The sequence below is a fragment of the Mycobacterium sp. genome, from assembly GCF_035640695.1.
Classification (GTDB): domain Bacteria; phylum Actinomycetota; class Actinomycetes; order Mycobacteriales; family Mycobacteriaceae; genus Mycobacterium.
The window spans coordinates 1-26,670 of the sequence record NZ_DASQVQ010000039.1; the positions used below are offsets into that span (position 1 = coordinate 1).

Genomic DNA, 26,670 nt, shown 5'->3' on the forward strand with positions numbered 1-26,670 from the left:
CGCAGATCCGGCGCATTCGGGCAGGCCTCGAGAATCGACGCCGCGTCGGAGCTGGCCGCCACCGAGACGAAAGTGCACGGCGGCTGCGGCTGCACCGGCGGATTGATCGGCGCGTCGAGCGGGCCCCACGCCAGCGTGCGCACCATGTCCGAGCGCCACATTTCCACCCGGGTGCTGCCCCACGCGAGCACCGTGATGCCGTCGGAGGCCAGCGTGACCTGCTTGTCGGCGTAGCCGGTGCGGGTCGGGCCGCGTCGCCCGGTGGCGCCGTCGACGGTGCTGACCTGACCGCAGCCGCGGCCGTCGGGGTAGACGGCCACCGCCAGGTCGTAGCTCCAGGTCACCCCGCACAGTTCGCGATCTCGGCCGAACAGCCAGCGTTGCCCGCCGGTCTTCGGGTCGCGACCGACGAGCTCGCGGCCGTCGCCGGTGACGACGGTTCCGCTGACCACGACCGGGGTGTCGGTCTTCGGGCTTGGCGCCGTCCACAGCTGGTTCAGTGCCGCGGGCAGCGCGCGGGCCGGCGCGGTGTTGGGCGCCGGTGTGGTCGCGGGCCGGCTGATGGTGGCCCGCGCGTCGCTGGTCCACCAGATCAACGCGGCCGCGACCGCGACCACCACAATGATCGCGAGCGCCGCAATGAGGTCGGCCCGGGTCCGCCGCTCGGGTCGAATCATGTTGTCTACTTGGCGTTTGCGGCTGCCCCGCGGCGCCGCCTGCGACGACGGCGCGTGTGTACGGCGTGGTCGGAAGCGGCCGCGTCGGCGGTCGGCGTCTCGCTCTGCGCCGGCTGCCCGGCGTGGCCGGTGGCCGGTTTGCCGCCCCGGGTGCGGCGCCGCGTCCGGTTACCCGCTGGCCGCTCGGCGCCGTCGTGGGCCTTTGGCTGCTTCTTGGCCGGCCCGGTCGATCGGGGCGGCCCGACCCTGCCGCCGACATCGGTCGGAATGCCCAGCTCGGCGTACAGGTGCGGCGAGCTGGAGTAGGTCTCTGCCGGTTCGGCGCAGTCCAGGCCGAGCGCCTTGTCGATGACCGCCCAACGTTCGAGCTCGTCCCAGGCGACCAGGGTGACCGCCACGCCCGCGCGGCCCTTGCGGCCGGTGCGCCCGATGCGGTGGATGTAGGTCTTCTGGTCCTCGGGACATTGGTAGTTGATGACGTGGGTGACGTCGTCGATGTCGATGCCGCGCGCGGCGACGTCGGTGGCGACCAGCACGTCGATGTCGCCGCCCCGGAACGCCTTGAGCGCCCCCTCCCGCGCCACCTGGCCGAGGTCGCCGTGGATCGCGCGGACCTTGAACCCGCGCTCGGCCAGCTCGTCGGCGACCTTCTGCGCGGTGCGCTTGGTGCGGGTGAAGATCATCGTCGCGCCGCGCCCGCGGGCCTGTAGCACCCGGCTGACCAGCTCGGCCTTGTCGAGCGCGTGGGCGCGGTAGACGAACTGCTCGGTCGCGTCGTGCACCGCGGAGGTGTGCGGCGCCTCGGCGCGAATGTGGGTGGGCCGGTTCATGAACGTGCGGGCCAGCGTGATGATCGGGTCCGGCATGGTCGCCGAGAACAGCATCGACTGCCGTGCGTCGGGGATCTGCCGCAGGATGCGCTCGATGTCGGGCAGGAAGCCCAGGTCCAGCATCTCGTCGGCCTCGTCGAGCACCAGCACGCTGAGCCCGCCGAGCCGCAAATGGCCTTGCTGGGCAAGGTCGAGCAGGCGGCCGGGCGTGCCGACGACGACATCCGCGCCGCCGCGCAGCGCCTCGATCTGCGGCTCGTACGGGCGACCACCGTAAATTGAGACGACGGTCAGCGGCCGGTCACCGGCGGTCAGGTATTTCGCGGCGGTGGCCAGGTCGCCCGACACCTGCAGGCACAGCTCCCGGGTGGGCACCACGATCAGCGCCCGAGGGATGCCGCTCAGCGGGCGAGCTTCATCTGATGCGATGCGCTGCAACAGCGGCACACCGAATGCGAACGTCTTGCCCATGCCGGTGCGGGCCTGCCCGATCAAGTCGTCGCCGGCCAGCGCCAGCGGCAGCGTCAGCTCCTGGATAGCAAAGGGATGTTCGACGCCATCTTCGGCCAATGCGCGCACAATTTCGTCGCGAACGCCAAGTTTGGCAAATGTTGTTTTGGGTGCGGATATGAGAGGGGTCATACGCCTTCCGTGTCGTTCCTCGTCGCGGTCCACGCGCGCACGAGTTTCGACTCCGGTTCACGATTCCCGAGGGCCCCTGCGCTATTAGGCGGGCCAACTGCGTGCACGCACATATCTCCATACATCACAGGCGGCGACGTTGCACCACCTGTAACACCATGATACCGGGCTACAGTGTGGGCCATGAGCTCGACGCAGCCCGCGGCAAGTCCGCACGTCTCGGCCGAGCCGGCCGCGCCGCGCATCACCGCCGACCACCCGGGCATCAACAAGCTGTTCGCATTGCTGGCCTACGGCGAGGTCGCGGCGTTCTACCGGCTCACCGACGAGGCCCGGATGGCGCCGAATCTGCGTGGCCGCATCGCGATGGCCAGCATGGCCGCCGCCGAGATGCACCATTACGAGCTTCTCGGGGATGCGTTGACGGAGCGGGGAATCGACGTCGAGCAGGCGATGGCCGGCTACGTCTCGGCGCTGGAGAATTATCACCGGTTGACCACGCCGAGCACCTGGCTGGAGGCGTTGGTGAAGACCTACATCGGCGATGCGCTGGCCGCCGACTTCTATCTCGAGATCGCCGACGTGCTGCCCGACGACGTCGCCGCCGTGGTGCGCGCGGTACTGGCCGAGACCGGTCATTCACAGTTCGTGGTCGCCGAGGTGCGCGCCGCGGTGACCGCAAGCGGACGGCAGCGCAGCCGGCTGACGCTGTGGGCCCGCCGGCTGCTCGGCGAGGCCATCACCCAGGCGCAGTTCGTGCTGGCCGAACACGACGAACTCGCCGATCTGGTGGTATCCGCCACCGGCGGCCTTGGCCAGATCGCCGAATTCTTCGACCGGCTGCAGCGCACGCACGCCGAGCGAATGAAGGAGCTCGGCCTGGCTTAGTGGTTGCAGGTCGCCGCTATCGTGTTGAAGTTCTGTGACACCAGCGTGCCGCCGAGCCCGTCGGTGATCGTGCAGTTGAGTTGGCTGGCGAAGCTGGTGGCGGTGACGGAGTTGACCGTCACGTCGGGGTTCATCACGAACGTTCGCGACCACGGCAGCAACACGTTGAGGTCGGTGTGGAATGCGCCCCGCTCGTCGGTGTAGGTGACGGTCACCAGGTCGCCGGCGCGACGGTTGCCGGAAATCGTGTAGACAACGGTCCGCGGCGCGGGCGGCGGCGGCGGTGCTTCGGCCGCGCGCTGCGGCTGGCTGGTCGGCGCGCTCGACCGGGTCGGCGCCGCGGACGGCGTCACGGTGCTGACGGTTTCCGGCGGTAGCGATGTGGTGATCGTCGGCGAGGGCGGCGAAGGCGGTGGCGCCGGCGCCACCGCGGGCCGGCTGGTTTGGGGCACCACTTTGCCCACCGCGCCGCCGTTGTCACCGGTGAGGATGACGATCGTCGCGACGACGGCGACCAGCAGCACCGCACCGGCCACTCCCGCTACCCAGCGCCAGCTCTTGTCTTCCCGGGGCTCCTCGTCGAGGTCCTCGTCGATGTCCCCGTCGATGTCCTCGTCGATGTCCCCGTCGTAGTCCTCGTCGAAGTCCTCGCCGATCGGCCGGGGCGGGTGTGTCGGTTGACGTTCCGGGTCTGCCCGAAACGACCAAGGATCCGACCTCGTCATCGCGCATCACTCCACTGCGTCGTCGCCCAGATGGTAGCGACGCGAATGCCACCGGGCGGGCTAGCCGGACGGCGTGTCGGCCCGGCGCTTCGCGTGCCGCGAACGGGTCGGGCCCACTGGACACCGCACGCGTCCACTAGCCTTTTCAGTCAGTGAGCCGACGAAGGAAGGTCAGCGTGGAGGTCAAGATCGGAGTCGCGGACAGCCCGCGCGAGCTGGTGTTCCGCAGTTCGCAGGCGCAAGCCGAGGTGGAGAAGCTGGTGAGCACCGCTCTTGCCAAGGGATCCGACGTGCTCAGCCTCGCCGACGACAAGGGCCGGAAGTTCCTGGTGCCCACCGCCAAGATCGCCTACGTCGAGATCGGCGCGGCCGACGTGCCCAGGGTCGGCTTCGTCGGATAGCCAGTGCCGGACAACTACTGCCGACCGATGCCTACTCGGGCCGCGCCAGCGGCACGTGTGACAGGCCGCCCCAGGCCAGCAGCACGGTGCCGTCGACGGCATCTTCCTTGGAGATCGGGCGGTCGGCTTCCAGCCAATACCGCGCCGACACCTGGCTCAGGCCGACCAGCCCGACCGCGATCATCCGCGCGCGGTACGGATCAAGCCCGGAATCGCGGCTGATCAGGTCGAACACCGCATCGATGCAGGCTTCCGTCGCGCCGTCCACCTGCTGTGTCACCTGACCGACGCCCGAGACCGTGTTCTCGAAGATCAGCCGGTAGCCCTGGCTGTCGTGCTCGATGAAGTCGAAGAAGGCCTGCACCGCGGCCCGCAGCCGTTGCCGGTTGTCGGTCGTCGTGCGCAGCGCCTGGCGCACCCCCGACACCAGGTTCTCCACGTGGCGGCCCAGCACCGCGAGATACAGCTCAAGCTTGCTGGAAAAGTGTTGGTACAGAACGGGTTTGCTAACGCCCGCGCGGTCGGCGATCTCGTCCATCCCGGCGGCGTGATAGCCGCGGTCAACGAAAATCTCGCTGGCAGCTACCAGCAACTGACCGCGGCGCTCGTCGCGGGGCAGCCTGTTGCCGCGCCGATTCGCGCCGTGGGAGCCGCCGGCCACTTCGTCGCCGGCGGTCAGCCCGCCGGTTCTGCGTCCGGCCGCATTTGCGAGATCGCTCATCAACACCTCTATCTGGTACTCCGAAAGATCGAGACTACTACCGTCCGGCATATGTTCGCCGGTAAAGCAGGTCGCTGCGGGCGTCCCGGCCCGCTCAGACCCCCCCGCCGGGGGGCAGGCGCGCCGGAAGTCGCACCCCCCGCGACTGTGACATTCTGGGTCGGTGACCTACGACCCGGAGCATCGCGCGGTCAGTCGTTTGCCCGTGCTGCGCGACGAGTGGCGCGAACCACTGCGCGCGCAACGTGACCCGGTCGCAGGCGATTCGGGGCGCGCGCGCTCCAACCGGGCCGGCCGGCGCCGCTGGCGCAAACGGACGTGGCTGGGTCGCTTCGTCTCGACGTACGGATGGCGCGCCTACGCGCTTCCGCTCTTGGTCGCGCTCACCGCGTTCGTGGTGTACCAGGCCGTCGCCGGCACGACTCAACCCGCGCGGCCGCGAGAGGGACCGGTGCAGGGGCCGCCGACGATCGGCTCGATGGGCACCGCGATCATCGGCGCGCCGCCGAAGGGTTTGACCCAGTTCGACGCGACGCTGCCGACCGGCGTCCTGCCCGACGGTGGGCCGTTCACCGAGGCCGGGGCGAAAACCTGGCACATCGTTGCGGGCGCCGAGCCGAAGGTTGGTCAGGGCACCGCGAAGGTGTTCACCTATACCGTCGAGGTTGAGGACGGCATCGACACCACGTCGTTCGGCGGCGACGACGGTTTCGCCCGGATGGTGAGCCTGACGCTGTCGAACCCGAAGAGCTGGACGCACAATCCGCAGTTCGCGTTCGTGCGCGTCGATGCGGGCAAGCCCGATTTTCGGGTGTCGCTGGCCACGCCGATGACCGCGCGGGAAGGCTGCGGCTATGAAATCCCGCTGGAAACCTCCTGCTATAACCCGTGGTACGGGCCGGACGGGCAGCCAAGGGTGTTCATCAACGAGGCCCGTTGGGTGCGCGGGGCGGTGCCGTTCCAGGGCGACGTCGGCTCCTACCGGCAGTATCTGGTCAATCATGAGGTCGGCCACGCGATCGGCTATCAGCGCCATGAGCCGTGCGACGAGAACGGTCAGCTGGCGCCGGTGATGATGCAGCAGACGTTTTCCACCAACAACAACGACGCGGCCAGGTTCGACCCGGATACCGTCAAGCCCGACGGCAAGACGTGCCGGTTCAACCCGTGGCCATATCCGATCGCCTGACGCCTCGCCTGACGCCTCGCCTGACGCCTTGCCTGACGCCCCGCCTGACGCCTCGTAGCAAGCGACTTCCCCGGGGAAGCCTCAGACCGTGATTCACGTTGTGTGATGTGCCTATTGTGAAGGTGTGCAGTCGGGCCGCGTGCGAGCCGCCGCACACCGCCGAGACTCACACCGCTGAGACTCACACCGGCTGAGACTCACGCCGCTGAGAATTAAGGAGCTATCGGTGTCGTCACCGCTGCCGCCACTGGTCGAACCAGCCGGTCGGCTGACGCGCGAGGAGGTCGCGCGCTATAGCCGGCATCTCATCATCCCGGATCTCGGCGTCGACGGGCAGAAGCGCCTGAAAAACGCGCGGGTATTGGTCATCGGGGCCGGTGGCCTCGGCTCGCCCGCGCTGCTGTATCTGGCCGCCGCGGGCGTCGGAACCATCGGGGTCGTCGAATTCGACGTCGTCGACGAATCCAATCTGCAGCGCCAGATCATCCACGGCCAGTCCGACATCGGCCGGTCGAAGGCCCAAAGCGCCCGCGACTCGATCCGCGAGATCAACCCGCTGGTCGAGGTGCGGCTGCACGAGGTGCGGCTGGACAACAGCAACGCCGTCAACATCTTCAGGCAGTACGACCTGATCCTCGACGGGACCGACAACTTCGCAACCCGCTACCTGGTCAACGACGCCGCCGTGCTGGCGGGCAAGCCCTACGTGTGGGGTTCGATCTACCGGTTCGAGGGTCAGGTGTCGGTGTTCTGGGAAGACGCTCCCGACGGGCGCGGCCTGAACTACCGCGACCTCTACCCCGAGCCGCCGCCGCCCGGCATGGTGCCGTCCTGCGCCGAGGGCGGCGTGCTGGGCATCCTGTGCGCGTCGATCGCGTCCATCATGGGCACCGAGGCGATCAAGCTCATCACCGGGATCGGTGAGCCGCTGCTGGGCCGGCTGATGGTTTATGACGCCCTGGAGATGAGCTACCGCACCATCAAGATCCGCAAGGATCCCGATACACCCAAGATCACCGAGCTGATCGACTACGACGAGTTCTGCGGCGTGGTGTCCGACGACGCCGCTCTGGCCGCGGCCGACTCCACGCTCACCCCCCGTGAAGTGCGTGAGCTGATGGAGTCCGGAAAGAAGCTGGCGCTCATCGACGTCCGCGAACCGGTCGAGTGGGACATCAACCACATCGACGGCGCGCAGTTGATCCCGAAGTCGACGATCGAATCCGGCGAGGGCCTGGCCAAGCTGCCGCACGACCGCATCCCGGTGTTGTACTGCAAGACCGGCGTCCGCTCGGCCGAGGCGCTGGCCGCGGTCAAAAAGGCGGGATTCTCCGACGCACTTCACCTGCAGGGCGGAATCGTTGCCTGGGCCAAGCAGCTCGAGCCCGACATGGTGATGTACTGACGGCCTGACGACACGTCCGCAAACCGCACCGACCTGCGGCTTCAGCACCGGTAACCTGACACTGTGAGTGTCCCGGCGACTGTCCCACGGCCGCCCGAGCATGTGCTCGCAGCATTCGGGCTGAGCGGCACCCGGCCCGTCCCACTCGGTGCCGGGTGGGAGGGCGGCTGGCGCTGCGGCGAAGTCGTGCTGACCATGGTCGCCGACCATGCCCGCGCCGCATGGTCGGCGAAGGTCCGCGAAACACTGTTCGTCGACGGGGTGCGGCTGGCCCGGCCGGTGCGCTCCACCGACGGCCGCTACGTGGTCGCCGGTTGGCGCGCAGACACTTTCGTGGTCGGCACTCCCGAGCCCCGCCACGATGAGGTGGTGTCGGCGGCGGTGCGGCTGCACGAGGCCACCGCGAAGCTTGAGCGTCCGCGTTTTCTCACCCAACCGCCCGTCGCGCCGTGGGGCGACGTCGACGTGTTCATCGCCGCCGACCGCGCCGCCTGGGAGGACCGTCCGCTGCACTCATGGCCGTCGGGTGCCCGCGTCGCACCGGGGTCGGCGGACGGCCAGCGCTCCATCGACCTGATCAACCAGCTTGCCGTGCTGCGCAAGCCCACCAAGAGCCCCAACCAACTTGTGCACGGAGACCTTTACGGCACAGTGCTTTTCGCCGGCACCGCGGCACCCGGCATCACCGACATCACGCCGTACTGGCGGCCCGCGCCGTGGGCGGCCGCGGTGGTCGTCGTCGACGCTCTGTCCTGGGGCGACGCCGACGACGGGCTCATCGAACGCTGGTCAACGTTGCCCGAGTGGCCGCAAATGTTATTGCGCGCGTTGATGTTCCGGCTGGCCGTGCACGCGCTGCACCCGCGCTCGACCGCGGCCGCCTTCCCCGGGTTGGCGCGCACCGCGGCGCTGGTGCGACTGGTGCTGTAGGCCTCACCGGGGCCCGTCGCGACGATGTGAGCAGGTTGTGACAAGCAGGTCATCGCCTGCAGCGTTGCCGCAACAAGGTTTTCCTACCGTGGCGCCATGGCAACCTCAACCACCGCCCGCAAGCACTACATCGAGCATTGGGACGGCGAAGACGTCGACGCATGGAACAACGGCGGTGCCAAGATCGCCCGGCGCAATCTGATCTGGTCGATCGTGGCCGAACACGTGGGCTTCTCGGTCTGGTCGATCTGGTCGGTGATGGTGCTGTTCATGCCGCAGGCCGTCTACCACATCGATGCCGCGGGCAAATTCTTCCTTGTCGCGGTACCCACCCTGGTCGGGGCGGTTCTGCGGATCCCCTACACGTTCGCCGTCGCCAAGTTCGGCGGCCGCAACTGGACGGTCTTCTCGGCGCTGGTGCTGCTGGTGCCGACGCTGCTGACGCTGTATTTCATGGCTCACCCGGGAACCTCGTACACGACGTTCATGGTCGTGGCGGCGTTCGCGGGCTTCGGCGGCGGCAACTTCGCCTCGTCGATGACCAACATCAACGCGTTTTACCCGCAGCGGCTCAAGGGCTGGGCGCTGGGACTGAACGCCGGCGGCGGCAACATCGGCGTCGCGGTAATTCAGATCGTCGGCCTGCTGGTGATCGCCTGGGCCGGCAACCGGTCTGCGCACTGGGTCTGCGCGGTGTATCTGGTGCTGATCGCGATCGCCGCGCTCGGGGCCGCGCTGTTCATGGACAACCTCGGCAATCAGCGCACCAACGCCCGCTCCATGATCGAGGTGCTGTCACACCGGGATTCCTGGCTCATCGCGCTGCTCTACATCGGCACGTTCGGGTCGTTCATCGGCTTCGGCTTCGCGTTCGGCCAGGTGCTGCAGATCAACTTCCTTGCCGGCCTGGCCCACGGCGGCAAGGTCACACCCGCGATGACCGCGCAGGCGTCGCTGCACGCCGCCCAGATCGCGTTCCTCGGGCCGCTGCTCGGGTCGCTGTCGCGGCCGCCGGGCGGCTGGCTTTCCGACCGGATCGGCGGCGGCAGGGTCACGCTCTACACGTTCATCGCGATGATCCTGGCGGCCGGTTGGCTCGGGGTCGCCGGCGAGATCGACGATGCGACACCGGGCGCCGCGTCGGGCGGCACGATGATCGCCTACGTCGCAGGGTTCATCGCGCTGTTCATCCTGTCCGGCGTCGGCAACGGGTCGACCTACAAGATGATCCCGTCCATCTTCGAGGCCAAGTCGCGCGGCCTCGACCACCTCGCCCCGGTGGAACAGGCCGCATGGTCGCGGCGGATGGCCGGTGCGCTGATCGGAATCGCCGGCGCGATCGGCGCGCTCGGCGGTGTCGGCATCAACGTGGTGCTGCGCGCGTCGTACCTGTCGGCCGCGAAGTCGGCGACGATGGCCTTCTGGGTGTTCCTGGCCTTTTACGTGCTGTGCGCGGTGATCACCTACTTCGCCTATGTGCGCACCCCAACCAAGTCGCCGGCCCGCAAGCCCGCCGCGGTCGACGAAGCCGCGGCCGCACCGGCGTGATGGCCGCACCGAAGTCGGTCGTGGTCGTCGGCCACGGCATGGTGGGGCACCGGTTCGTCGAGGCACTGCGCGACCGCGACCGCGACGGCCGTTGGCACATCACCGTGTTGTGCGAGGAGCCGACGCCCGCCTACGACCGGGTGTCGCTGAGCTCGTACGTCGGCAGCTGGGACCGCGCGGCGCTGGGGTTGCCCGGAAACGACTACGCCGGTGACGATCTCGTGCAGTTGCGGATCGGGGAGCGGGCCGCCGCCATCGACCGCGACGCGCGGGTGGTGGTCACGTCGAGCGACGACCGGATCGGCTACGACGCGCTGGTGCTGGCCACCGGCTCGTATCCGTTCGTGCCGCCGGTGCCCGGCAACGACCTCGAGCGTTGTTTTGTGTACCGCACGCTCGACGACCTCGACGCGATCCGCGCCGTCGTGGCGACATCCGATCCCGGGGCCGCCGGCGTCGTGGTCGGCGGCGGTCTGCTCGGCCTGGAGGCCGCAAACGCGCTGCGGCTGTTGGGCTTGACGCCGCACGTGGTGGAGCTTGCGCCGCGGCTGATGCCGCTGCAGGTCGACGAGGGCGGCGGGGCGGTGCTGGCCGATCTGGTCACCCGGCTCGGCCTGACCGTGCACACCGGTGTGTCGACCACCGCAATCGAGAACGCGGGCAACGGCTTACGCGTCACGCTGTCCGACGGCCAGGCGATCGACGCCGCGGTGCTGGTGTTCTCCGCCGGGGTGCGGCCGCGTGACGAGCTGGCCCGGTCGTGCGGTCTGGAGGTCGCGGAGCGCGGCGGCGTGCTGACCGACATCAGCTGCGCGACAAAAGACCCGCACATCTACGCGATCGGCGAAGTCGCCGCGATCGAGGGCCGCTGCTACGGGCTGGTTGCGCCGGGCAACGCCACCGCCGAGGTGGTGGCCGACCGGCTGCTCGGCGGTGCCGCGGAGTTTCCAGGTGCCGACCTGTCGACCAAACTCAAGCTGCTCGGCGTCGACGTGGCCAGCTTCGGCGATGCCCACGCCACCGGTGCCGGCGCACTGGAAGTCGTGCTCAACGACGCCGTCAAGGGCACCTACGCCAAGCTCGTCGTCTCCGACGACGCGTCAACGTTGTTGGGCGGCATCCTGGTTGGCGATGCCAGCGGCTACGGCACGCTGCGGCCGCTGGTCGGCCGCCGGCTGCCCGCCGATCCGGCTTCGCTGATCTCGCCGGCCGGTGCCGAAGTCGGTGGCCTGTCCCTCAACGCGCTGCCCGACGACGCGCAGATCTGCTCGTGCAACGCGGTGTCGAAGGGCACGATCTGTGCGGCCATCACCGGCGGGGCCTGCGACGTGCCCGCCATCAAGGGCGCCACCGCGGCCGGAACATCTTGCGGCAGTTGCGTTCCGATGCTCAAACGGCTGCTCGAGGCCCAGGGTGTCGAACAGTCCAAGGCGCTGTGCGAGCATTTCACCCAGTCCCGCGCCGAGCTGTTCCAAATCGTGGCGGCCACCGGCATCCGGACGTTCTCCGCGCTGATCGCCGAGTACGGCATGGGCACCGGCTGCGACATCTGCAAACCCGCGGTGGCGTCGATCCTCGCGTCCACGTCGTCCGACCACATCCTCGACGGCGAAGCCGCGTCGCTGCAGGACACCAACGACCATTTCCTGGCCAATCTGCAGAAGAACGGCACGTATTCGGTGGTGCCGCGGCTGCCCGGCGGCGAGATCAGCCCCGAGAAGCTGATCGCGATCGGCGAGGTCGCCCGCGACTTCGGCCTGTACACCAAGATCACCGGCGGTCAGCGCATCGACATGTTCGGCGCGCGCGTCGAGCAGCTGCCGCTGATCTGGAAGCGGCTCATCGACGCCGGCATGGAATCCGGCCACGCGTACGGCAAGGCGCTGCGGACCGTGAAGAGCTGCGTCGGCTCGACCTGGTGCCGCTACGGCGTGCAGGACTCCGTCGCGATGGCCGTCGACCTGGAGCTGCGCTACCGCGGCCTGCGCTCGCCGCACAAAATCAAGCTTGGCGTATCGGGATGCCAGCGCGAATGCGCCGAGGCGCGCGCCAAGGACGTCGGCGTCATCGCGACCGAGCGCGGCTGGAACCTGTACGTCGGCGGCAACGGCGGCGCCACCCCCAAGCACGCGCAGCTGCTCGCCGGTGACCTCGACGCCGAAACGCTGGTCCGCTACATCGACCGCTACCTGATGTTCTACATCCGCACCGCCGACCGGCTGCAGCGCACCGCGGTGTGGCAGGAGGCCATCGAGGGTGGCCTCGATCACATCAAATCGGTGGTGTGCGACGACTCACTTGGTATCGCCGCCGAGCTCGAGGCGGCCATGGAACGCCACGTCGCCGGGTACTCCGACGAATGGGCCGGGGTGCTGGCCGACGAGGAAAAGCTGTCCCGCTTCGTGTCTTTCGTCAACGCCCCCGATCAACCGGACCCGACGGTGCGATTCGACGACAGCGGCGCGCGCAAGGTCCCGGTGCTGCTTGGCATGCCCGCCCTCAACACGGGCGCAAGCTCCAGGTAATGGCTGCGAAACATCGCTGTCGTAACAAGACAGTGAAGGGGAGTTCACACCATGACTGTTGTCGCTGATCGACACTCGGCCGGGGTAGCCACCTGGAACCGCGCCTGCGCGCTGCACCGGCTGCTGCCCGGACGCGGTGTCGCGGTGCTGCTGCCCGGCGGCGAGCAGGCCGCGTTGTTCCTGCTGCCCGACGGCAAGCTGGCCGCGGTCGGAAACATCGACCCGTTCGGGCGTGCCGCGGTGATGTCGCGCGGCATCGTCGGCGACCGGCGCGGCGAGCCGACGGTGGCCTCGCCGCTGCTGAAGCAGGTGTTCTCCCTGGTTGATGGACGCTGCCTGGACGACCCAGGGGGCAAAGCGCAGCGACCGGGACACGCACGCGAGTCGCATGCGCTGCCGGTCTACGACGTCAGGGTGGTCGATGGATACGTCGAAATCAGAGTCGAAACCAGAACTGAAACCAGCGGCGGAACCGCAAACACCTGAACCGCTGGCGGGTTTCACCGTCGGCGTCACCGCCGCGCGGCGGTCCGAGGAACTGATCACGCTGCTGGAACGCCGCGGCGCCGCGGTCGTGCACGCGCCCGCGATCCGAATCATTCCGCTGGTCGATGACGTCGAGCTGCGCCGGGTCACCGCGCTGCTGATCGACCAGCCACCCGACGTGATGGTGGTCACCACCGGCATCGGTTTCCGCGGCTGGGTGGAGGCCGCGCACGGCTGGGACGTCGCCGACGAGCTGATCGCGGCGCTGGGCTCGACGCGCATCCTGGCCCGCGGCCCAAAGGCGCGCGGCGCGGTGCGCCAGGCCGGGCTCTGCGAACAGTGGAGTCCCGAATCCGAGTCCTCCACCGAGGTTCTGGCGCGGCTGCTGGCCGACGGGGCGGTGAACCTGCGCATCGCGGTGCAGTTGCACGGCGCGGCCAGTGAATGGGAACCCAACACCGACATCTGCGACGCGCTGACCCAGGCCGGCGCGCAGGTGGTGAAGGTCCCGGTGTACCGCTGGGAGCCGCCGGCCGACCCCCGGCGCATGGACCAGCTCATCGGCATGATCGTCAACGCCGAGCTGGACGCGGTCAGCTTCACCAGCGCGCCGGCGGTGGCCTCGATGCTGGAGCGCGCCAAGGCGATTGGCGCCCTGGATGAATTGGTCGCCGCGATGCGCGATGAGGTGCGGGTGGTCTGCGTTGGCCCGGTGACCAGCTCGCCGCTGCGCCGGCTGGGTGTTCCGGCCACCCATCCCCAGCGCTACCGCCTTGGCGCGCTGGCCAGATTGATCACCGACGAATTGCCTTGCACGGCAAAGACCTTCAGTGCCGGCGGCCATGTCGTCAGCGTGCGCAGCGGTGGTGTCGCGGTGGACGGCCGGATCAGGGCCGTGCCGCCCGCGGGCATGGCGCTGCTGCGGCGGTTGCTGGTGCGCCCCGGCTGGGTGGTTTCGCGTGCGGAACTGCTCGCACAGCTGCCCGGCGGCGGCGACGACACCCATGCGGTGGAGACCGCGATGGCACGTCTGCGATCGTCGCTCGGCGCGCCGTCAGTGATCGAGACCGTCGTAAAGCGCGGCTATCGGCTCGCGATCGACCCGGCGGAGTGCGATGAGCCGTAGTCTTTTTGAGCCACCCGAGCTTGTCCTGGTGGCCCATGGCACCCGCAACGCCGACGGCGTCCACACCATCAGCGAACTGGCGGCGGCGCTGACCGCGCGGCTCGGTCCGGTGCGTACGGCGTTCGTCGATGTGCTCGGCCCCAACCCCGCCGAAGTCCTCGCCGACGTCTCCGGCCCGGCGGTCGTCGTGCCGGCGTTTCTCGCGTCGGGCTACCACGTGCGCACCGACCTGCCCGCCCGCATCGCCGAGAGCGGACACCGGCACACCGTGGTCGCGCCGGCCCTTGGCCCGGACCCGGTGCTGGCCGCCGTGATGCACGCCCGGCTGGCCGAGGCCGGCTGGCGGCCCGGCGACGTGGTGGTGATGGCCGCCGCCGGCTCCTCGGACCCCGTCGCACGCCGCGAACTGCTCTCGGCGGCAAGGATGTTGGCCGATCACGTCGGCGAGGTGCATCTGGGCTACGTGGCCACCGGGGCACCGAACGTGCGCGACGTCGTCCGGGTACTGCGGACCGCCGGAATGCGGCGCATCTTCATCGCGTCCTACCTGCTGGCGCCCGGCCTGTTTCACACCCGCTTGCACCAATGCGGCGCCACCGCGGTGGCCGGGCCGCTCGGTGTGCATCGCGACATCGTCGACCTGATCGCGCGGCGGTTCGCCCGGGTGCCGGCGCCCGCATAGCCGGGTTTTCGTTCCCGGCGGTCCGGGCGGCCGCTCGGCCGAAGTGGCAGTATCGGATTCATGACCGCAATTCAGGCCGGCCGGCGACCGGGTTCGGCCCGCGATGTCGCCGCGCTGGTGGAAAGCCTCGCCGGGCGGGTCCGGGTCGTCGAGCCGCGGGCCCACCGCGAAATCACCAACGCGATGACCGGCGAACCGCTCGGCCGGGTGCCGCACTGCACCGCCGCCGACGTCGCCGCCGCCGCCGGGCGGGCCCGCGCCGTGCAGGCGACATGGGCGGCCCGGCCGATAGCCGAGCGAGCCGACGTGCTGTTGCGCGTGCACGACCTGGTGCTGGAGCGGCAGGACGAGGTGCTGGATCTGATCCAACTCGAGAACGGCAAGGCGCGCAGGCACGCGTTCGAGGAGGTCGTCGACGTCGCACTGACGGCCCGCTACTACGCCCACACCGCCGAGGACTACCTGCGCCCGGCACGCCGGCAGGGCGTGCAACTGATGCTGACCGAGGTCTGGGAGCACCATCACCCCAAGGGACTGGTGGGCATCATCTCGCCGTGGAACTACCCGCTGACCCTGGGCATCAGCGACGCGCTTCCGGCGATCGTCGCCGGCAACGCGATCCTGGCCAAGCCCGACGACCGCACCCCGCTCTCGCACCTCTGGGCGGTGCGGCTGCTGGAGGACGCGGGGATGCCCGCGGGCCTGGTGCAAACCGTCACCGGGCCGGGTTCGGAACTCGGCACACCGATCATCGAGCAGTCCGACTACCTGATGTTCACCGGTTCCACCAGCACCGGACGCCGGGTGGCCAGCCAGGCGGCGGAGCGGTTGATCGACTGTTCGATGGAGCTGGGCGGCAAGAACGCGCTGCTGGTGCTCGACGACGCCGACGCGGGCAAGGCCGCGCGCGGCGCGGTTCGGGCGTCGTTCTCCAACGCCGGGCAGCTGTGTATATCCATCGAACGGATCTATGTTGCGCGCTCGTTGTGGGACGACTTCGTGGCCCGGTTCGTGGCCGCGACGAACTCGTTGAAGCTGACGCCCGGGCTCGACTACTCGGCCGACATGGGCTCACTGATCAACGAGGACCAGCGCAAGACGGTGATCCAGCATGTCGACGACGCGGTGGCCAAGGGGGCGACGGTGCTCGCCGGCGGCCGCCCGCGCCCCGACATCGGGCCGTACTTCTACGAGCCGACGATTCTCACGGGTGTGCGCGCGGGCATGGACGCCTACGCCGACGAGACGTTCGGCCCGGTGGTTTCGCTGTACCCGGTCGACACCGACGAGGAGGCGATCGCCAAGGCGAACGACAGCGCCTTCGGGCTGAATTTCAGTGTCTGGACTTCCGATCCGGACCGGGGCCGGCGCGTCGCCGCGCGCCTGCAGGCCGGGACGGTCAACGTCAACGAGGCCTACGCCGCGGCCTGGGCGTCCGTCGACGCGCCGATGGGCGGCATGAAGGATTCCGGTGTCGGCCGTCGCCACGGCCAGCACGGCATCCTGAAATACACCGAGTCACAAACGATTGCGACCGAACGCGGGCTGCCCGTCGGCGCCCCGCCGTGGATTCGCGCCGACCGCTACGCGCGGGTGATGACGGCCGGGCTGCGGGCGTTGCGGCGGGTGCCCGGCGTCAAGTAGCGGGCGAGAACTCGTGGCGGACTTCGCCAAGCGGGACCCTGCCGTCGACCGACAACACGCCCTCGGCGCGCAGCAATTCCAGCTGACGGGTGCGCAGATGCGGGGCCGGCCGTCCGGACCCGAGGATGACGCGGTGCCACGGCAGATCCGACGAGTCGGTGCGCATGATCCAGCCGACGATGCGCGCGCTCGACAGCCCGGCGGCCTCGGCGACGTCCCCGTACGTCGCGACCCTGCCGGGCGGGATCGCCGCGACCAACGCCCGCACCAGCTCGACCTGTTCCTCGGTGACGGCAGCCACCGCTAGCCCAACAGCTTCCGGATCACGGCCGCCGTCTCGGCCGGCTTCGCCAGCGGCACCATGTGCGCGCAGTCGAAGTCGACCCGGGTGAAATCGGGGCCAAGCCCGACCTCGAGCGCCTCGATCAGCGCGTCCCCGACATAGGGCGGATCGGTTCGGACGGCCCGCACCAACGTGGTGCGCGTCCCGCTGCGCGGCACCACCACCGGTCGCGCCAGTTCGCTCCAGTAGCTCAGCATGGCGGGCAGGCTGATCCGCCAGCCGACGCGGCCCCTCGGCCAGTCGACCAGGTGCTCGTCGAGTTCGGCGTCAAGTTCGGCCGGGTCAACGTCGGCCCACGAGCCGTTGGCCTTCTCCGCGCGTGCCTCCTCGCGGTCGGTGTAGTCCGGCGATTCCACCATGTCGTCGGCGAGGTCTCGCATCCGTTCGCCGTCGAGTCCCACGGCCGGGTCCAGCAACACCAGCGCGTCGACCAGATCCGGCCGGACCGCGGCCAGGTTCAGCGCCAGCGCGCCCCCGAACGAATGCCCGACCACCAGCACCGGCCCGTCCGCGTCGCGGTCCAGCAGCGCCGCCAGCGCGTCGACGTTCGCGTCGATCGTCCACGGCGCGGCCCACGACGAGCGGCCGTGACCGATCAAGTCGGGCGCGGCCAGCGCGACGTCGGCCAAATGCTTTTCGGCCAGTGTCTGCCAGCGTTTGCCGTGGCCGGTCAGGCCGTGGATGGCCAGCACGCGGATCTCCTCGGCCGGGCCGTAGCGGTAGACGTTGAGCTTGCCGGTCACTCCCCCGATGGTGCCAGGGTCGCGCCGGGAGCGGGGTTTTGGGTTGAAACGATGCCACTCGGGATCAATCTTGTCGGACCCCGGTGGTGTCATGCCGTCATGTCCGAACTCAACGATCCGACGCGCCACGGGGTGGTCCGTCTCCTCGGCGGCCCGGGTACCGGCAAGACCAGCATGCTCGTCGATGCCGCGGCCGCCCGCATCGCCGCCGGGGCCGACCCGGAATCGGTTCTGCTGCTGTGTGGTTCGGCTCAGACCGCCGCGCGGACCCGCCGCGCGGTGACGGCGGCGGTGCTGACACCGGCAAGCCGGAGCAATCCCGCCGCTGGCCCGGCGGCGATCCGCGAGCCGCTGGTGCGCACCGTGCACTCGTATGCCTTCGCGGTGTTGGCGCTGGCCGCGCGGCGCACCGGCGATCCGCCGCCGCGGCTGGTCACCGGCGCCGAGCAGGAGGCGATCATCCGCGAGCTGCTGGCCGGCGACGTCGACGACGGACCGCACTCGCCGGTGGCGTGGCCGGCCTCGCTGCGCCCGGCGCTGTCGACCGAGGGCTTCGCCACGCAGCTGCGCGACCTGTTGGCCCGCTGCACCGAACGCGGTGTCGACCCGGTTCGGCTACAGCGCATCGGCCGGTTGACCGGGCACCCGGAATGGGTGGCGGCCGCCCGGTTCGCGCAACAATACGAGCAGGTCATGCTGCTGCGCGCGGCCGCGGGCATGGCGGCCCCGCAAGCCACCGTCCCCACGCTCGGCGCCGCCGAGCTGGTCGGCGCCGCACTGGAGGCGTTCGCGACGGACCCCGAACTGCTCGCGTCCGAGCGCGCCCGCGTCCGGGTGCTGCTGGTCGACGACGCGCAACACCTCGACCCGCAGGCCGGCCGACTGGTGCGCGTGCTGTCGGCGGGCGCCGAGCTGACCGTGCTCGCCGGGGACCCCAATCAAGCCGTGTTCGGTTTCCGCGGTGCCGATTCCGCGCTGCTGCTGCGGATCGATGCCGACCGCACCGTGACGCTCACCCGGTCGCACCGATGCGCCCCCGCGGTCGCGCGCGCCGTCAGCGCGGTCGCCGATCGGCTGCCCGGCCTCACCCCGGTGCGTGAAATCACCGGCGCCGGCGAGCAATCGGGGTCGGTGAGCGTGGCGCTGGCGGCGTCCGCACACGCCGAGGCCGCGGTGATCGCCGATGCGCTGCGCCGGGCGCATCTGGTCGACCGGGTGCCGTGGTCGCAGATGGCCGTGATCGTCCGTTCGGTTTCCCGCGCCGCGGCCGCGCTGCCGCGGGCGCTTGCCGCGGCAGGGGTGCCGGTGGACATGCCGCCCACCACCTGCCCGGCCGAGCACCCCGCGGTGCGGGCCCTGCTGACCGTGTTGGCCGCGACGGCCGCGGGCCTCGACGGTGAGCGGGCGGTGTCGCTGATCACCGGGCCGATCGGCCGCGTCGACCCGGTGGCGCTGCGTCAACTGCGCCGCGCCCTGCGGCGTCGCGAGACATCCGACCCGCCAAGGGAATTGGGTGCACTGCTGGTCGACGCGCTCACCGGCGAACTGCCCGAACTGCCGCCGGTTCTCGCGCGGCCGATGCGGCGGGTGCGCGCCGTGCTGGCCGCCGCCGCGCGCAGCCACACCGACGGGAATGATCCGCGATACGCGCTGTGGCGGGCATGGGAGCAGTCGGGGCTGCAGCGGCGGTGGCTCGCCGCGAGCGAGCGCGGCGGCGTGGCGGGCGCGCAGGCCGACCGCGACCTCGACGCCGTCACGGCGCTGTTCGACATCACCGACGAGTACCTGTCACGCACACCGGGCGCCACCCTGGCGGGTCTCGTCGACCACGTTGCCGCGCTGCCGCTGCCACCGCGCGCGCGGCGGCCATCGGCGGCGCGTGACGCGGTCACGATCGTCAGCGCACACGCCGCACTGGGCTCCGAATGGGACGTCGTCGTGATCGCGGGGCTGCAGGAAGGGTTGTGGCCCAATACCGTTCCGCGCGGGGGCGTGCTGCGCACGCAGCAGCTGGTCGACCTGCTCGACGGCGTCAGCGATGACCCCGCGTCGGTGTCCAGCCGCGCGCCGGTGCTGGCCGAGGAGCGTCGGCTGCTGGTCGCGGCGATGGGCCGGGCCCGGCGGCGGCTGCTGGCCACGGCCGTCGACACCGACGCGGGCGACGAGGCCGCGCTGCCGTCGGCGTTTTTTCACGAGCTGGCCGGGCTGGCCGGCGAACCGGCCGTCACCGCGGCGGTGTCCCCCGCGAGCCGGACGTTCCCCGTCGCCGCACCGCGGTTGCTGGCACCGGCCGCCCTGGTCGGCAGGCTGCGGTCGGTCGTGTGCGCGCCGGCCGGCGCCGTCGACGATCAGCGACGGCGCGCCGCCGCGACACAATTGGCCCGGCTGGCGGCCGCAGGAGTGCCGGGTGCCGATCCGGCGACCTGGTATGGGATGACTCCGGTCAGCACCGATGCGCCGCTGTGCGGCGGCGGGCAGCCGGTCACGCTGTCGCCGTCGACGTTGCAGACGTTGGTGGACTGCCCGCTGCGCTGGCTGCTGGAGCGCCACGGCGGGTCGGACGCCCGCGACATCCGCTCCGCGGTCGGCTCGCTGCTGCACGCGCTGATGGCCGACGGCGGCAAAACCGAGGCCACGCTGCTCGATGAGCTCGAAAAGGTCTGGGGCAGGCTGCCTTACGACTCGCAGTGGTACGCCGGCAACGAGCTGGCCCGGCACCGCGGCATGCTGTCGACGTTCACCCAATGGCGTGCGCAGACCCGGCACGAGCTCACCGAGGTCGGCACCGAGGTCGAGGTTGACGGCGTGCTGACGCACCCCGAGCCGGGACTGCCCGACGTGCGGGTGCGCGGCCGTGTCGACCGGCTGGAGCGCGACGCCGCGGGCCGGCTGGTCGTGGTCGACATCAAGACCGGCAAGAGCCCGGTCAGCAAGGACGACGCGCAACGGCACGCTCAGCTCGCGTTGTACCAACTCGCCGTGGCCGCCGGGCTGCTTGCGCAGGGCGACCAGCCCGGCGGCGCCCGGCTGGTTTACGTCGGGCGGTCGGGCGCCGGCGGGGCAGCCGAACGCGAGCAGGACGCGCTGACCCCCGACGCCCGCCGCGAATGGCAAGACTCGGTGCACCGCGCCGCCGCGGCGACCGCGGGTCCGGTGTTTTCCGCCCGCGTCAACGACGGCTGCGGGCACTGCCCGGTGCGGTCGAGTTGCCCGGCTCACCCAACCGGAGCCCGGCAATGACGACCCGATACAGTCCGACCGAATTGGCCGGCGCCCTGGGTCTCTTCGCGCCGACCGACGAGCAGGCCGCGGTGATCGCCGCGCCGCCGGGCCCGTTGGTGGTGATCGCCGGCGCCGGCGCGGGTAAGACGGAGACGATGGCGGCCCGGGTGGTGTGGCTGGTCGCCAATGGCTACGCCGGTCCGGGGCAGGTGCTCGGGTTGACGTTCACCCGCAAGGCGGCCGGCCAGCTGCTGCGGCGGGTACGGTCGCGGCTGGCTCGGCTGGCCGGCGCCGGTCTCGTCCCGGCCGCCGACGGCGCCGAACCGGCCACGGTCAGCACCTATCACGCGTTCGCGGGCGCGCTGCTGCGCGAGCACGGGTTGCTGCTGCCGGTAGAGCCCGACACGCGGCTGCTCAGCGAAACGCAGTTGTGGCAGTTGGCTTTTCGAGTGGTCAGCGACTACCGTGGCGAACTCGACACCGACAAGAGCCCCGCGACGCTCACCGAGATGGTGCTGCGGTTGTCCGGGCAGCTGGCCGAGCACCTGGTCGACACCACCGAACTCCTCGACACCCATCTGGAGCTGGAGCGGCTGGTGCACACCTTGCCGGCCGGGCCGCACCAGCGCGACCGCGGACCCAATCAGTGGCTGCTGCGGATGCTTTCCACCCAGCAGCAACGCGCACAGCTGGTGCCGCTCGTCGACGCGCTGCACGGTCGAATGTGCGCCGAGAAGGCCATGGACTTCGGCACGCAGATGGCCGCGGCGGCGCGGCTGGCCGCGGCGTTCCCGCAGGTCGGCGAGCAGCTGCGGCGGCGCTACCGGGTGGTGCTGCTCGACGAGTACCAGGACACCGGCCACGCCCAGCGGATCGCGCTTTCGTCGCTGTTCGGCGGCGGGGTCGACGACGAGCTCGCGTTGACCGCCGTCGGCGATCCGATTCAGTCGATCTACGGCTGGCGCGGCGCGTCGGCGACCAACCTGCCGCGCTTCGCAACCGACTTCCCGCGCAGTGACGGCGCGCCGGCACCGACGCTGGAGCTGCGGACCAGCTGGCGAAACCCGCCCCGCACCCTGCGGCTCGCCAACGCGGTTTCGGCGCAGGCGCGCCGCCGATCGGTGGCGGTCCGCACTCTGCGGCCGCGTCCGGGCGCCGAGCCCGGAACCATCCGGCTGGCGCTGCTGACCGACGTGCAGACCGAACGCGACTGGGTTGCAACACATCTGGCCCGCCGCTACCACGATTGCCGCGCCCGCGGTGTCCCGGTGCCGACGGCGGCGGTCCTGGTGCGGCGCAACGCCGACGCCGCGCCGATGGCCGAGGCGCTGGCGGCGCGCGGCGTGCCCGTCGAGGTGGTCGGTCTGGCCGGGTTGCTCGGTATCAGCGAAGTCGCCGACGTGGTGGCGATGCTGCGGCTGGTCGCCGATCCGACCGCCGGGGCCGCCGCGATGCGCGTATTGACCGGCCCCAGGTGGCGGCTTGGCGGCCACGACATCGCCGCGCTGTGGCGCCGCGCGAAGGAGCTGGCCGACGACCGTCCCACCGGCTCGTCGCTGGAGCGAATAGCCGCGGCCGCCGCGCCCGACGCCGACGCGCCGTGTCTGGCCGACGCGATCTGCGACCCCGGCGATTGGGCCGGGTACTCGTCACCGGGATACCGGCGGATCGGGGCGCTCAGCCGTGAACTCGGTGCGCTGCGGTCACGGCTGAGTCACCCGCTGCCGGACCTCGTCGCCGACATCCGCCGCGTGCTCGGCGTCGACGTCGAGGCGCGAGCCGCGCGCCCGGTCAGTTCGGGGTGGTCGGGCAGCGAGCACCTCGACGCGTTCGCCGACGTGGTCGCCGGCTACGCCGACCGGCCGGCAGCCTCGGTCACCGGTCTGCTGTCCTACCTTGACGCCGCCGCGTTGGTCGAAAACGGGCTGGCGCCGGCCGAATTCACGGTTGCCCCAGACCGGGTCCAGGTGCTTACCGTGCACGCCGCGAAGGGCCTGGAGTGGCAGCTGGTTGCGGTGCCGCACCTGTGCGCGCGCATCTTCCCGTCGACCGCGTCGACCCGCACCTGGCTGACCGACCCCGCGGACCTGCCGCCGCTGCTGCGCGGCGACCGGGCCACGCTGGCGGCGCACGGCGTTCCGGTGCTGGACACCTCCCGAGTCACCGATCGAAAACAGCTGTCGGACACCATCCTCGAGCACCGCCGTCAACTCGACCAACGCCGCATCGACGAGGAACGCCGACTGCTCTACGTGGCGATCACCCGCGCTTCGGACACACTGCTGCTGTCCGGGCATCACTGGGGCGCCACCGAAGCCAAACCGCGTGGGCCGTCGGACTTCCTGTGCGAACTCAAGGACATCGTCGATCGCTCGGCCGCCGCGGGTGACCCGTGCGGCGTCGTCGAACAGTGGGCGCCGACGCCGGCGGACGGCGATCCGAACCCGTTGCGCGACCACGTCGTCGAGGCAGCCTGGCCGGCCGACCCGATCGGGTCGCGCCGCGACGACGTCGAGCGCGGAGCGGCGCTGGTGCGCGCCGCGGCCGCCGTTGCCGATCAGGCCGCCGACGACGTCGAGGGCTGGGCGGCCGATGTCGACGCGCTGCTCGCCGAGCGCGCCGAGAACACCAGCGCGGTCATTGCGTCTCTGCCGCAACAGCTTTCGGTGAGCAACCTGGTGGACGTCGGCCGTGACCCCGACGGCGTCGTCCGGCGCCTGACCCGCCCGCTGCCGGCGCGGCCCGATCCGCATGCCCAGCTGGGCACCGCATTCCACTGCTGGGTGCAGCGCTTCTACGGCGCCGACCGGCTGTTCGACGTCGATGACCTGCCCGGCGCGGTCGACGCCGCAGTGGCCGGCCACGACGCCGAGCGGCTTGCCCGGCTGCAGGCCGCGTTCACGGCGTCGCCGTGGGCCGCTCGCACGCCGATCGACGTCGAGGTGCCGTTCGAGATGGCGTTCGGCGACACCGTGGTTCGCGGCCGGATCGACGCGGTGTTCGCCGAACCCGATGGCGGTGCGACGGTGGTGGACTGGAAGACCGGCACGCCACCGGATACGGCGGGGGAGCTGCGTCACGCCGCCGTCCAGCTCGCGGCGTATCGGCTGGCGTGGGCGGCGCTGCGGGGCTGCCCGCCGTCGCGCGTGCGCGCCGCGTTTCATTACGTCGCGTCGGGCCGCACGATCCGCCCGGCGACGCTGCCCGATCTCGACGAGCTGGCCGCGCTGCTGCGGCCGACGGGTTAGGCCGTGCGCCAGACCTTCAGCGCCTGCGTCACCAGCGGGACGTGCAACGGCAACCGCGCGAGCGCCGCGATGCGCCAGGCCGGCGGCTTGTTCCACGACAGCCGCACCATGTTGACGTTGGCCGGGAAAACCGCGAGGAACAACGCGGCCGCGGCCAGTCCGCCCAACCTTCGGGTCCGTGGCACCAGCAGCAGCGCGCCGGTCGCCAACTCCGCCACGCCCGACGCGTAGGTGTAGAGCCGCGCGCTGCCAGGCAATTCCTTCGGCATGATCGAGTCATAGGGCTTGGGCACGGCGAAGTGTGTCGCGCCCGCGCCGAGCAGGAAGGCGCCCAATCGAAGCGCGGCCGCGCGATTCGGTTTGCGGGGTTCTGCGGTTGTCGGAGTCATGACTACAGTGTGCTGGTGCGCTGCCGGGCAACGGAACCTCGTGGCCAAACCTAGGCTGCGCGGGCGGTTCGGCGCCGCCGAGGACGAGCTGACCACCCGGCCCGACGCCGCACTCGTCGAGGTGCTGCGAATTCCCGAGCAGTTCGTCAGCCCGGGTCGGCGGATCTTCCGGCGGGTGGTGTACGCGATGCTCACGCTGCTGGCCGCGGTGGTGATCGTTTACCTGGACCGCGACGGTTATCGGGATGTGCAGCAGAACCGGCTGTCGTTCCTGGACTGCCTGTACTACGCGACGGTGTCGTTGTCGACCACCGGATACGGCGACATCACCCCGTTCACTCCGTCGGCGAGGCTGGTCAACGTGCTGCTGATCACCCCGCTACGAATCGCGTTCCTGATCATCTTGATCGGTACCACGGTCGAGACGCTGACCACGCAGTCGCGCCAGGCCATGAAGATTGCACGATGGAGGAGCAGAGTGCGCAACCACACCGTCGTAATCGGATACGGCACCAAGGGCAGGACCGCGGTCGACGCGATGATCGGTGACGGCGCGGCGCCGGGCGAGATTGTCGTCGTCGACACCGACCGCGGCGTTCTCGAACAGGCCGCCGCGGCGGGCCTGGTGACCGTGCACGGCAACGCCACCAAGTCCGACGTGCTTCGGCTGGCCGGCGCGCACCACGCGGCGTCCATCATCGTGGCCACCAACCGCGACGACACCGCGGTGCTGGTGACGCTGACCGCGCGCGAGATCGCACCGAAGGCCAAGATCGTCGCATCGGTGCGGGAAGCCGAAAACCGGCACCTGTTGCGACAGTCCGGGGCCGACTCGGTGGTGGTGTCCTCGGAGACCGCGGGCCGGCTGCTGGGCATCGCGACCACCACACCGAGCGTTGTCGAGATGATGGAGGATCTGTTGACGCCCGAGGCCGGCTTCGCGCTCGCCGAGCGCGAGGTCGAAGCCAAGGAGGCCGGCGGGTCGCCGCGGCATCTGCCCGAGCTCGTGCTGGGCGTGGTACGCAACGGCGAGCTGTTGCCCGTCGACGCCCCCGAGGTGGACGCGATGGAACTGGGCGACCGGCTGCTGTACATCCGCAGCGCGGAGCATTAGATGACGCAGTTCGAGCTGCGCAACATCCCATTGCTGTCACGCGTCGGCGCCGATCGCGCCGACCAGCTGCGCACCGACGTCGACGCCGCGGTCGCCGGCTGGGCGCAGGCCGCGCTGCTTCGGGTCGATTCGCGCAACCGGGTGCTGATCTCCGACGGGCGCGCCGTCCTCGGCGACGCGGTCAAGCTGGCCGACCGGCCGCCGGACAACGCCGTCTTTCTCGGCCGCATCGACAACGGCAGGCACGTGTGGGGGATACGGGCCCCGCTCGAACCGCCCGAGCATGCCGACGTCGACGTGCTCGACCTGCGCCGCGCGGGCCCGATCTTCGACGATGTCAGCGCCCAGCTGGTCGCGACGGCCACCGCGCTGCTCAACTGGCACGACCGGGCCCGGTTCAGTCCCGTCGACGGCTCACCGACCAAGCCGGTCAAGGCCGGCTGGGCCAGGGCGAGCATCGTGACCGGCGACGACGAGTTCCCACGGATCGACCCCGCGGTGATCTGCCTGGTGCATGACGGCGCCGATCGTGCGGTGCTGGCCCGGCAGCGCGCCTGGCCGGAGCGGCTGTTTTCATTGCTGGCCGGGTTCGTCGAGGCGGGGGAGTCGTTCGAGACCTGCGTGGCGCGCGAGATCTGCGAGGAGATCGGCGTCGTCGTGCGCGACGTCCACTACCTGGGCAGCCAGCCGTGGCCGTTCCCGCGCTCGCTGATGGTCGGATTCCATGCGATCGCCGACCCGGATCAGGAGTTCTCGTTCAACGACGGTGAGATCGTGGAAGCCGGCTGGTTCACCCGCGACGAGGTGCGACACGCCCTGGCTCAAGGCGATTGGAGCACCGCGTCGAACGCGAAGCTGATGCTGCCCGGGTCCATTTCGATCGCCAGGGAAATCATCGAGTCCTGGGCGGCGCTGGGCGGTTAGCCGCCAGTTCGTCCAGCTTGGCCTTGACCTCGCGCAAGGTCGGGTTCGTCTGCGTCGAACCGTCGGCGAACCTCAGCGTCGGAACGGTTTGGTTGCCGCCGTTGGCCGACCGGACGAACTCCGCGGCCGCGGGATCGTCCTCGATGTCGACCTCGTCGTAGGAGATGCCGGAGGCCTTCAGCGCCGACTTCAACCGGAAGCAATAGCCGCACCACGTCGTGGTGTACATCGTCAGCTCAGCAACGGTCACAAAACCATTCAACGCCAT

Annotated in this window: 22 protein-coding genes and 1 pseudogene; 15 read left to right on the forward strand and 8 right to left on the reverse strand. The window is 70.4% G+C overall.

Annotation, left to right across the window (positions count from 1 at the left end):
* Nucleotides 1-677, reverse strand: a pseudogene (locus tag VE759_RS04660) (hypothetical protein); the annotation flags it as partial.
* A 5-nt stretch (nt 678-682) separates the two neighbouring features.
* On the reverse strand, nt 683-2,149 hold the full coding sequence (locus VE759_RS04665) for a DEAD/DEAH box helicase (RefSeq protein WP_324928680.1): 1,467 nt from the start codon (nt 2,147-2,149) through the stop codon (nt 683-685).
* Nucleotides 2,150-2,332: 183 nt separating this feature from the next.
* Here VE759_RS04665 and VE759_RS04670 point away from each other — a divergent pair, with 183 nt between their 5' ends.
* Complete coding sequence (locus tag VE759_RS04670) at nt 2,333-3,037, forward strand: ferritin-like fold-containing protein (protein WP_324928682.1); 705 nt, start codon at nt 2,333-2,335, stop codon at nt 3,035-3,037.
* Here the strand turns inward: VE759_RS04670 and VE759_RS04675 are convergent.
* Nucleotides 3,034-3,762 carry an MmpS family transport accessory protein gene (locus VE759_RS04675; RefSeq protein ID WP_324928684.1) on the reverse strand — a complete coding sequence of 243 codons (729 nt, stop codon included), beginning with the start codon at nt 3,760-3,762 and terminating at the stop codon, nt 3,034-3,036. The genes VE759_RS04670 and VE759_RS04675 overlap by 4 nt on opposite strands.
* Nucleotides 3,763-3,938: 176 nt before the next feature.
* Here VE759_RS04675 and VE759_RS04680 point away from each other — a divergent pair, with 176 nt between their 5' ends.
* Nucleotides 3,939-4,163 (forward strand): DUF3107 domain-containing protein, encoded by a 225-nt coding sequence (locus tag VE759_RS04680; protein WP_324928686.1) that lies wholly within the window; start codon nt 3,939-3,941, stop codon nt 4,161-4,163.
* A gap of 31 nt (nt 4,164-4,194) precedes the next feature.
* On the opposite strand, the gene VE759_RS04685 is transcribed toward VE759_RS04680, so the two are convergent.
* On the reverse strand, nt 4,195-4,884 hold the full coding sequence (locus VE759_RS04685; RefSeq protein WP_324928688.1) for a TetR/AcrR family transcriptional regulator: 690 nt from the start codon (nt 4,882-4,884) through the stop codon (nt 4,195-4,197).
* Between the two features lie 163 nt (nt 4,885-5,047).
* Between VE759_RS04685 and VE759_RS04690 the strand changes: the two genes are divergently transcribed.
* From VE759_RS04690 to VE759_RS04730, 9 genes are all read left to right on the forward strand, one after another.
* The gene (locus tag VE759_RS04690) at nt 5,048-6,073 is read left to right on the forward strand and encodes a DUF3152 domain-containing protein (protein WP_324928690.1); all 1,026 of its coding nucleotides are present in this window, start codon (nt 5,048-5,050) and stop codon (nt 6,071-6,073) included.
* Between the two features lie 226 nt (nt 6,074-6,299).
* Nucleotides 6,300-7,478 (forward strand): adenylyltransferase/sulfurtransferase MoeZ, encoded by a 1,179-nt coding sequence (gene moeZ / locus VE759_RS04695; RefSeq protein WP_324928692.1) that lies wholly within the window; start codon nt 6,300-6,302, stop codon nt 7,476-7,478.
* Nucleotides 7,479-7,541: 63 nt separating this feature from the next.
* Complete coding sequence (locus tag VE759_RS04700; protein ID WP_324928694.1) at nt 7,542-8,408, forward strand: TIGR02569 family protein; 867 nt, start codon at nt 7,542-7,544, stop codon at nt 8,406-8,408.
* A gap of 96 nt (nt 8,409-8,504) precedes the next feature.
* A complete protein-coding gene (locus VE759_RS04705) occupies nt 8,505-9,956 on the forward strand; it encodes a nitrate/nitrite transporter (protein ID WP_324928696.1) in 1,452 nt (483 codons plus the stop codon).
* Complete coding sequence (gene nirB, locus VE759_RS04710; protein ID WP_324928699.1) at nt 9,956-12,481, forward strand: nitrite reductase large subunit NirB; 2,526 nt, start codon at nt 9,956-9,958, stop codon at nt 12,479-12,481. Before VE759_RS04705 ends, nirB begins: the two co-directional genes overlap by 1 nt.
* 51 nt (nt 12,482-12,532) lie before the next feature.
* Nucleotides 12,533-12,967: a nitrite reductase (NAD(P)H) small subunit family protein gene (locus VE759_RS04715; RefSeq protein ID WP_324928701.1), complete on the forward strand. Its 435-nt coding sequence runs from the start codon at nt 12,533-12,535 to the stop codon at nt 12,965-12,967.
* A complete protein-coding gene (locus tag VE759_RS04720) occupies nt 12,903-14,093 on the forward strand; it encodes a uroporphyrinogen-III synthase (protein ID WP_324928703.1) in 1,191 nt (396 codons plus the stop codon). Before VE759_RS04715 ends, VE759_RS04720 begins: the two co-directional genes overlap by 65 nt.
* Nucleotides 14,083-14,775 (forward strand): sirohydrochlorin chelatase, encoded by a 693-nt coding sequence (locus VE759_RS04725; protein ID WP_324928705.1) that lies wholly within the window; start codon nt 14,083-14,085, stop codon nt 14,773-14,775. The genes VE759_RS04720 and VE759_RS04725 overlap by 11 nt, the downstream gene beginning before the upstream one ends.
* Before the next feature lie 60 nt (nt 14,776-14,835).
* The gene (locus VE759_RS04730; protein WP_324928707.1) at nt 14,836-16,419 is read left to right on the forward strand and encodes a succinic semialdehyde dehydrogenase; all 1,584 of its coding nucleotides are present in this window, start codon (nt 14,836-14,838) and stop codon (nt 16,417-16,419) included.
* On the opposite strand, the gene VE759_RS04735 is transcribed toward VE759_RS04730, so the two are convergent.
* Both VE759_RS04735 and VE759_RS04740 read right to left on the reverse strand, forming a co-directional pair.
* Nucleotides 16,412-16,720, reverse strand: a complete 309-nt coding sequence (locus tag VE759_RS04735) for an MGMT family protein (RefSeq protein WP_324928708.1) — start codon at nt 16,718-16,720, stop codon at nt 16,412-16,414. The two genes, VE759_RS04730 and VE759_RS04735, sit on opposite strands and share 8 nt — an antisense overlap.
* Before the next feature lie 2 nt (nt 16,721-16,722).
* Nucleotides 16,723-17,505 (reverse strand): alpha/beta hydrolase, encoded by a 783-nt coding sequence (locus tag VE759_RS04740; protein ID WP_324928710.1) that lies wholly within the window; start codon nt 17,503-17,505, stop codon nt 16,723-16,725.
* A 99-nt stretch (nt 17,506-17,604) separates the two neighbouring features.
* Between VE759_RS04740 and VE759_RS04745 the strand changes: the two genes are divergently transcribed.
* The gene (locus tag VE759_RS04745; protein WP_324928712.1) at nt 17,605-20,745 is read left to right on the forward strand and encodes an ATP-dependent DNA helicase; all 3,141 of its coding nucleotides are present in this window, start codon (nt 17,605-17,607) and stop codon (nt 20,743-20,745) included.
* Nucleotides 20,742-23,975 (forward strand): ATP-dependent DNA helicase, encoded by a 3,234-nt coding sequence (locus VE759_RS04750; RefSeq protein ID WP_324928714.1) that lies wholly within the window; start codon nt 20,742-20,744, stop codon nt 23,973-23,975. The genes VE759_RS04745 and VE759_RS04750 overlap by 4 nt, the downstream gene beginning before the upstream one ends.
* Here the strand turns inward: VE759_RS04750 and VE759_RS04755 are convergent.
* Entirely contained in the window at nt 23,972-24,364 is a 393-nt protein-coding gene (locus tag VE759_RS04755; protein ID WP_324928716.1) for a DoxX family protein, read from the reverse strand. The two genes, VE759_RS04750 and VE759_RS04755, sit on opposite strands and share 4 nt — an antisense overlap.
* Nucleotides 24,365-24,404: 40 nt before the next feature.
* Here VE759_RS04755 and VE759_RS04760 point away from each other — a divergent pair, with 40 nt between their 5' ends.
* Together VE759_RS04760 and nudC are read left to right on the forward strand one after the other, a co-directional pair.
* A complete protein-coding gene (locus VE759_RS04760; RefSeq protein ID WP_414687831.1) occupies nt 24,405-25,478 on the forward strand; it encodes a potassium channel family protein in 1,074 nt (357 codons plus the stop codon).
* Nucleotides 25,479-26,402: an NAD(+) diphosphatase gene (nudC, locus tag VE759_RS04765; protein WP_324928718.1), complete on the forward strand. Its 924-nt coding sequence runs from the start codon at nt 25,479-25,481 to the stop codon at nt 26,400-26,402.
* On the opposite strand, the gene VE759_RS04770 is transcribed toward nudC, so the two are convergent.
* Nucleotides 26,371-26,652: a mycoredoxin gene (locus VE759_RS04770; protein WP_324928720.1), complete on the reverse strand. Its 282-nt coding sequence runs from the start codon at nt 26,650-26,652 to the stop codon at nt 26,371-26,373. The genes nudC and VE759_RS04770 overlap by 32 nt on opposite strands.
* Between the last annotated feature and the right edge of the window lie 18 nt (nt 26,653-26,670).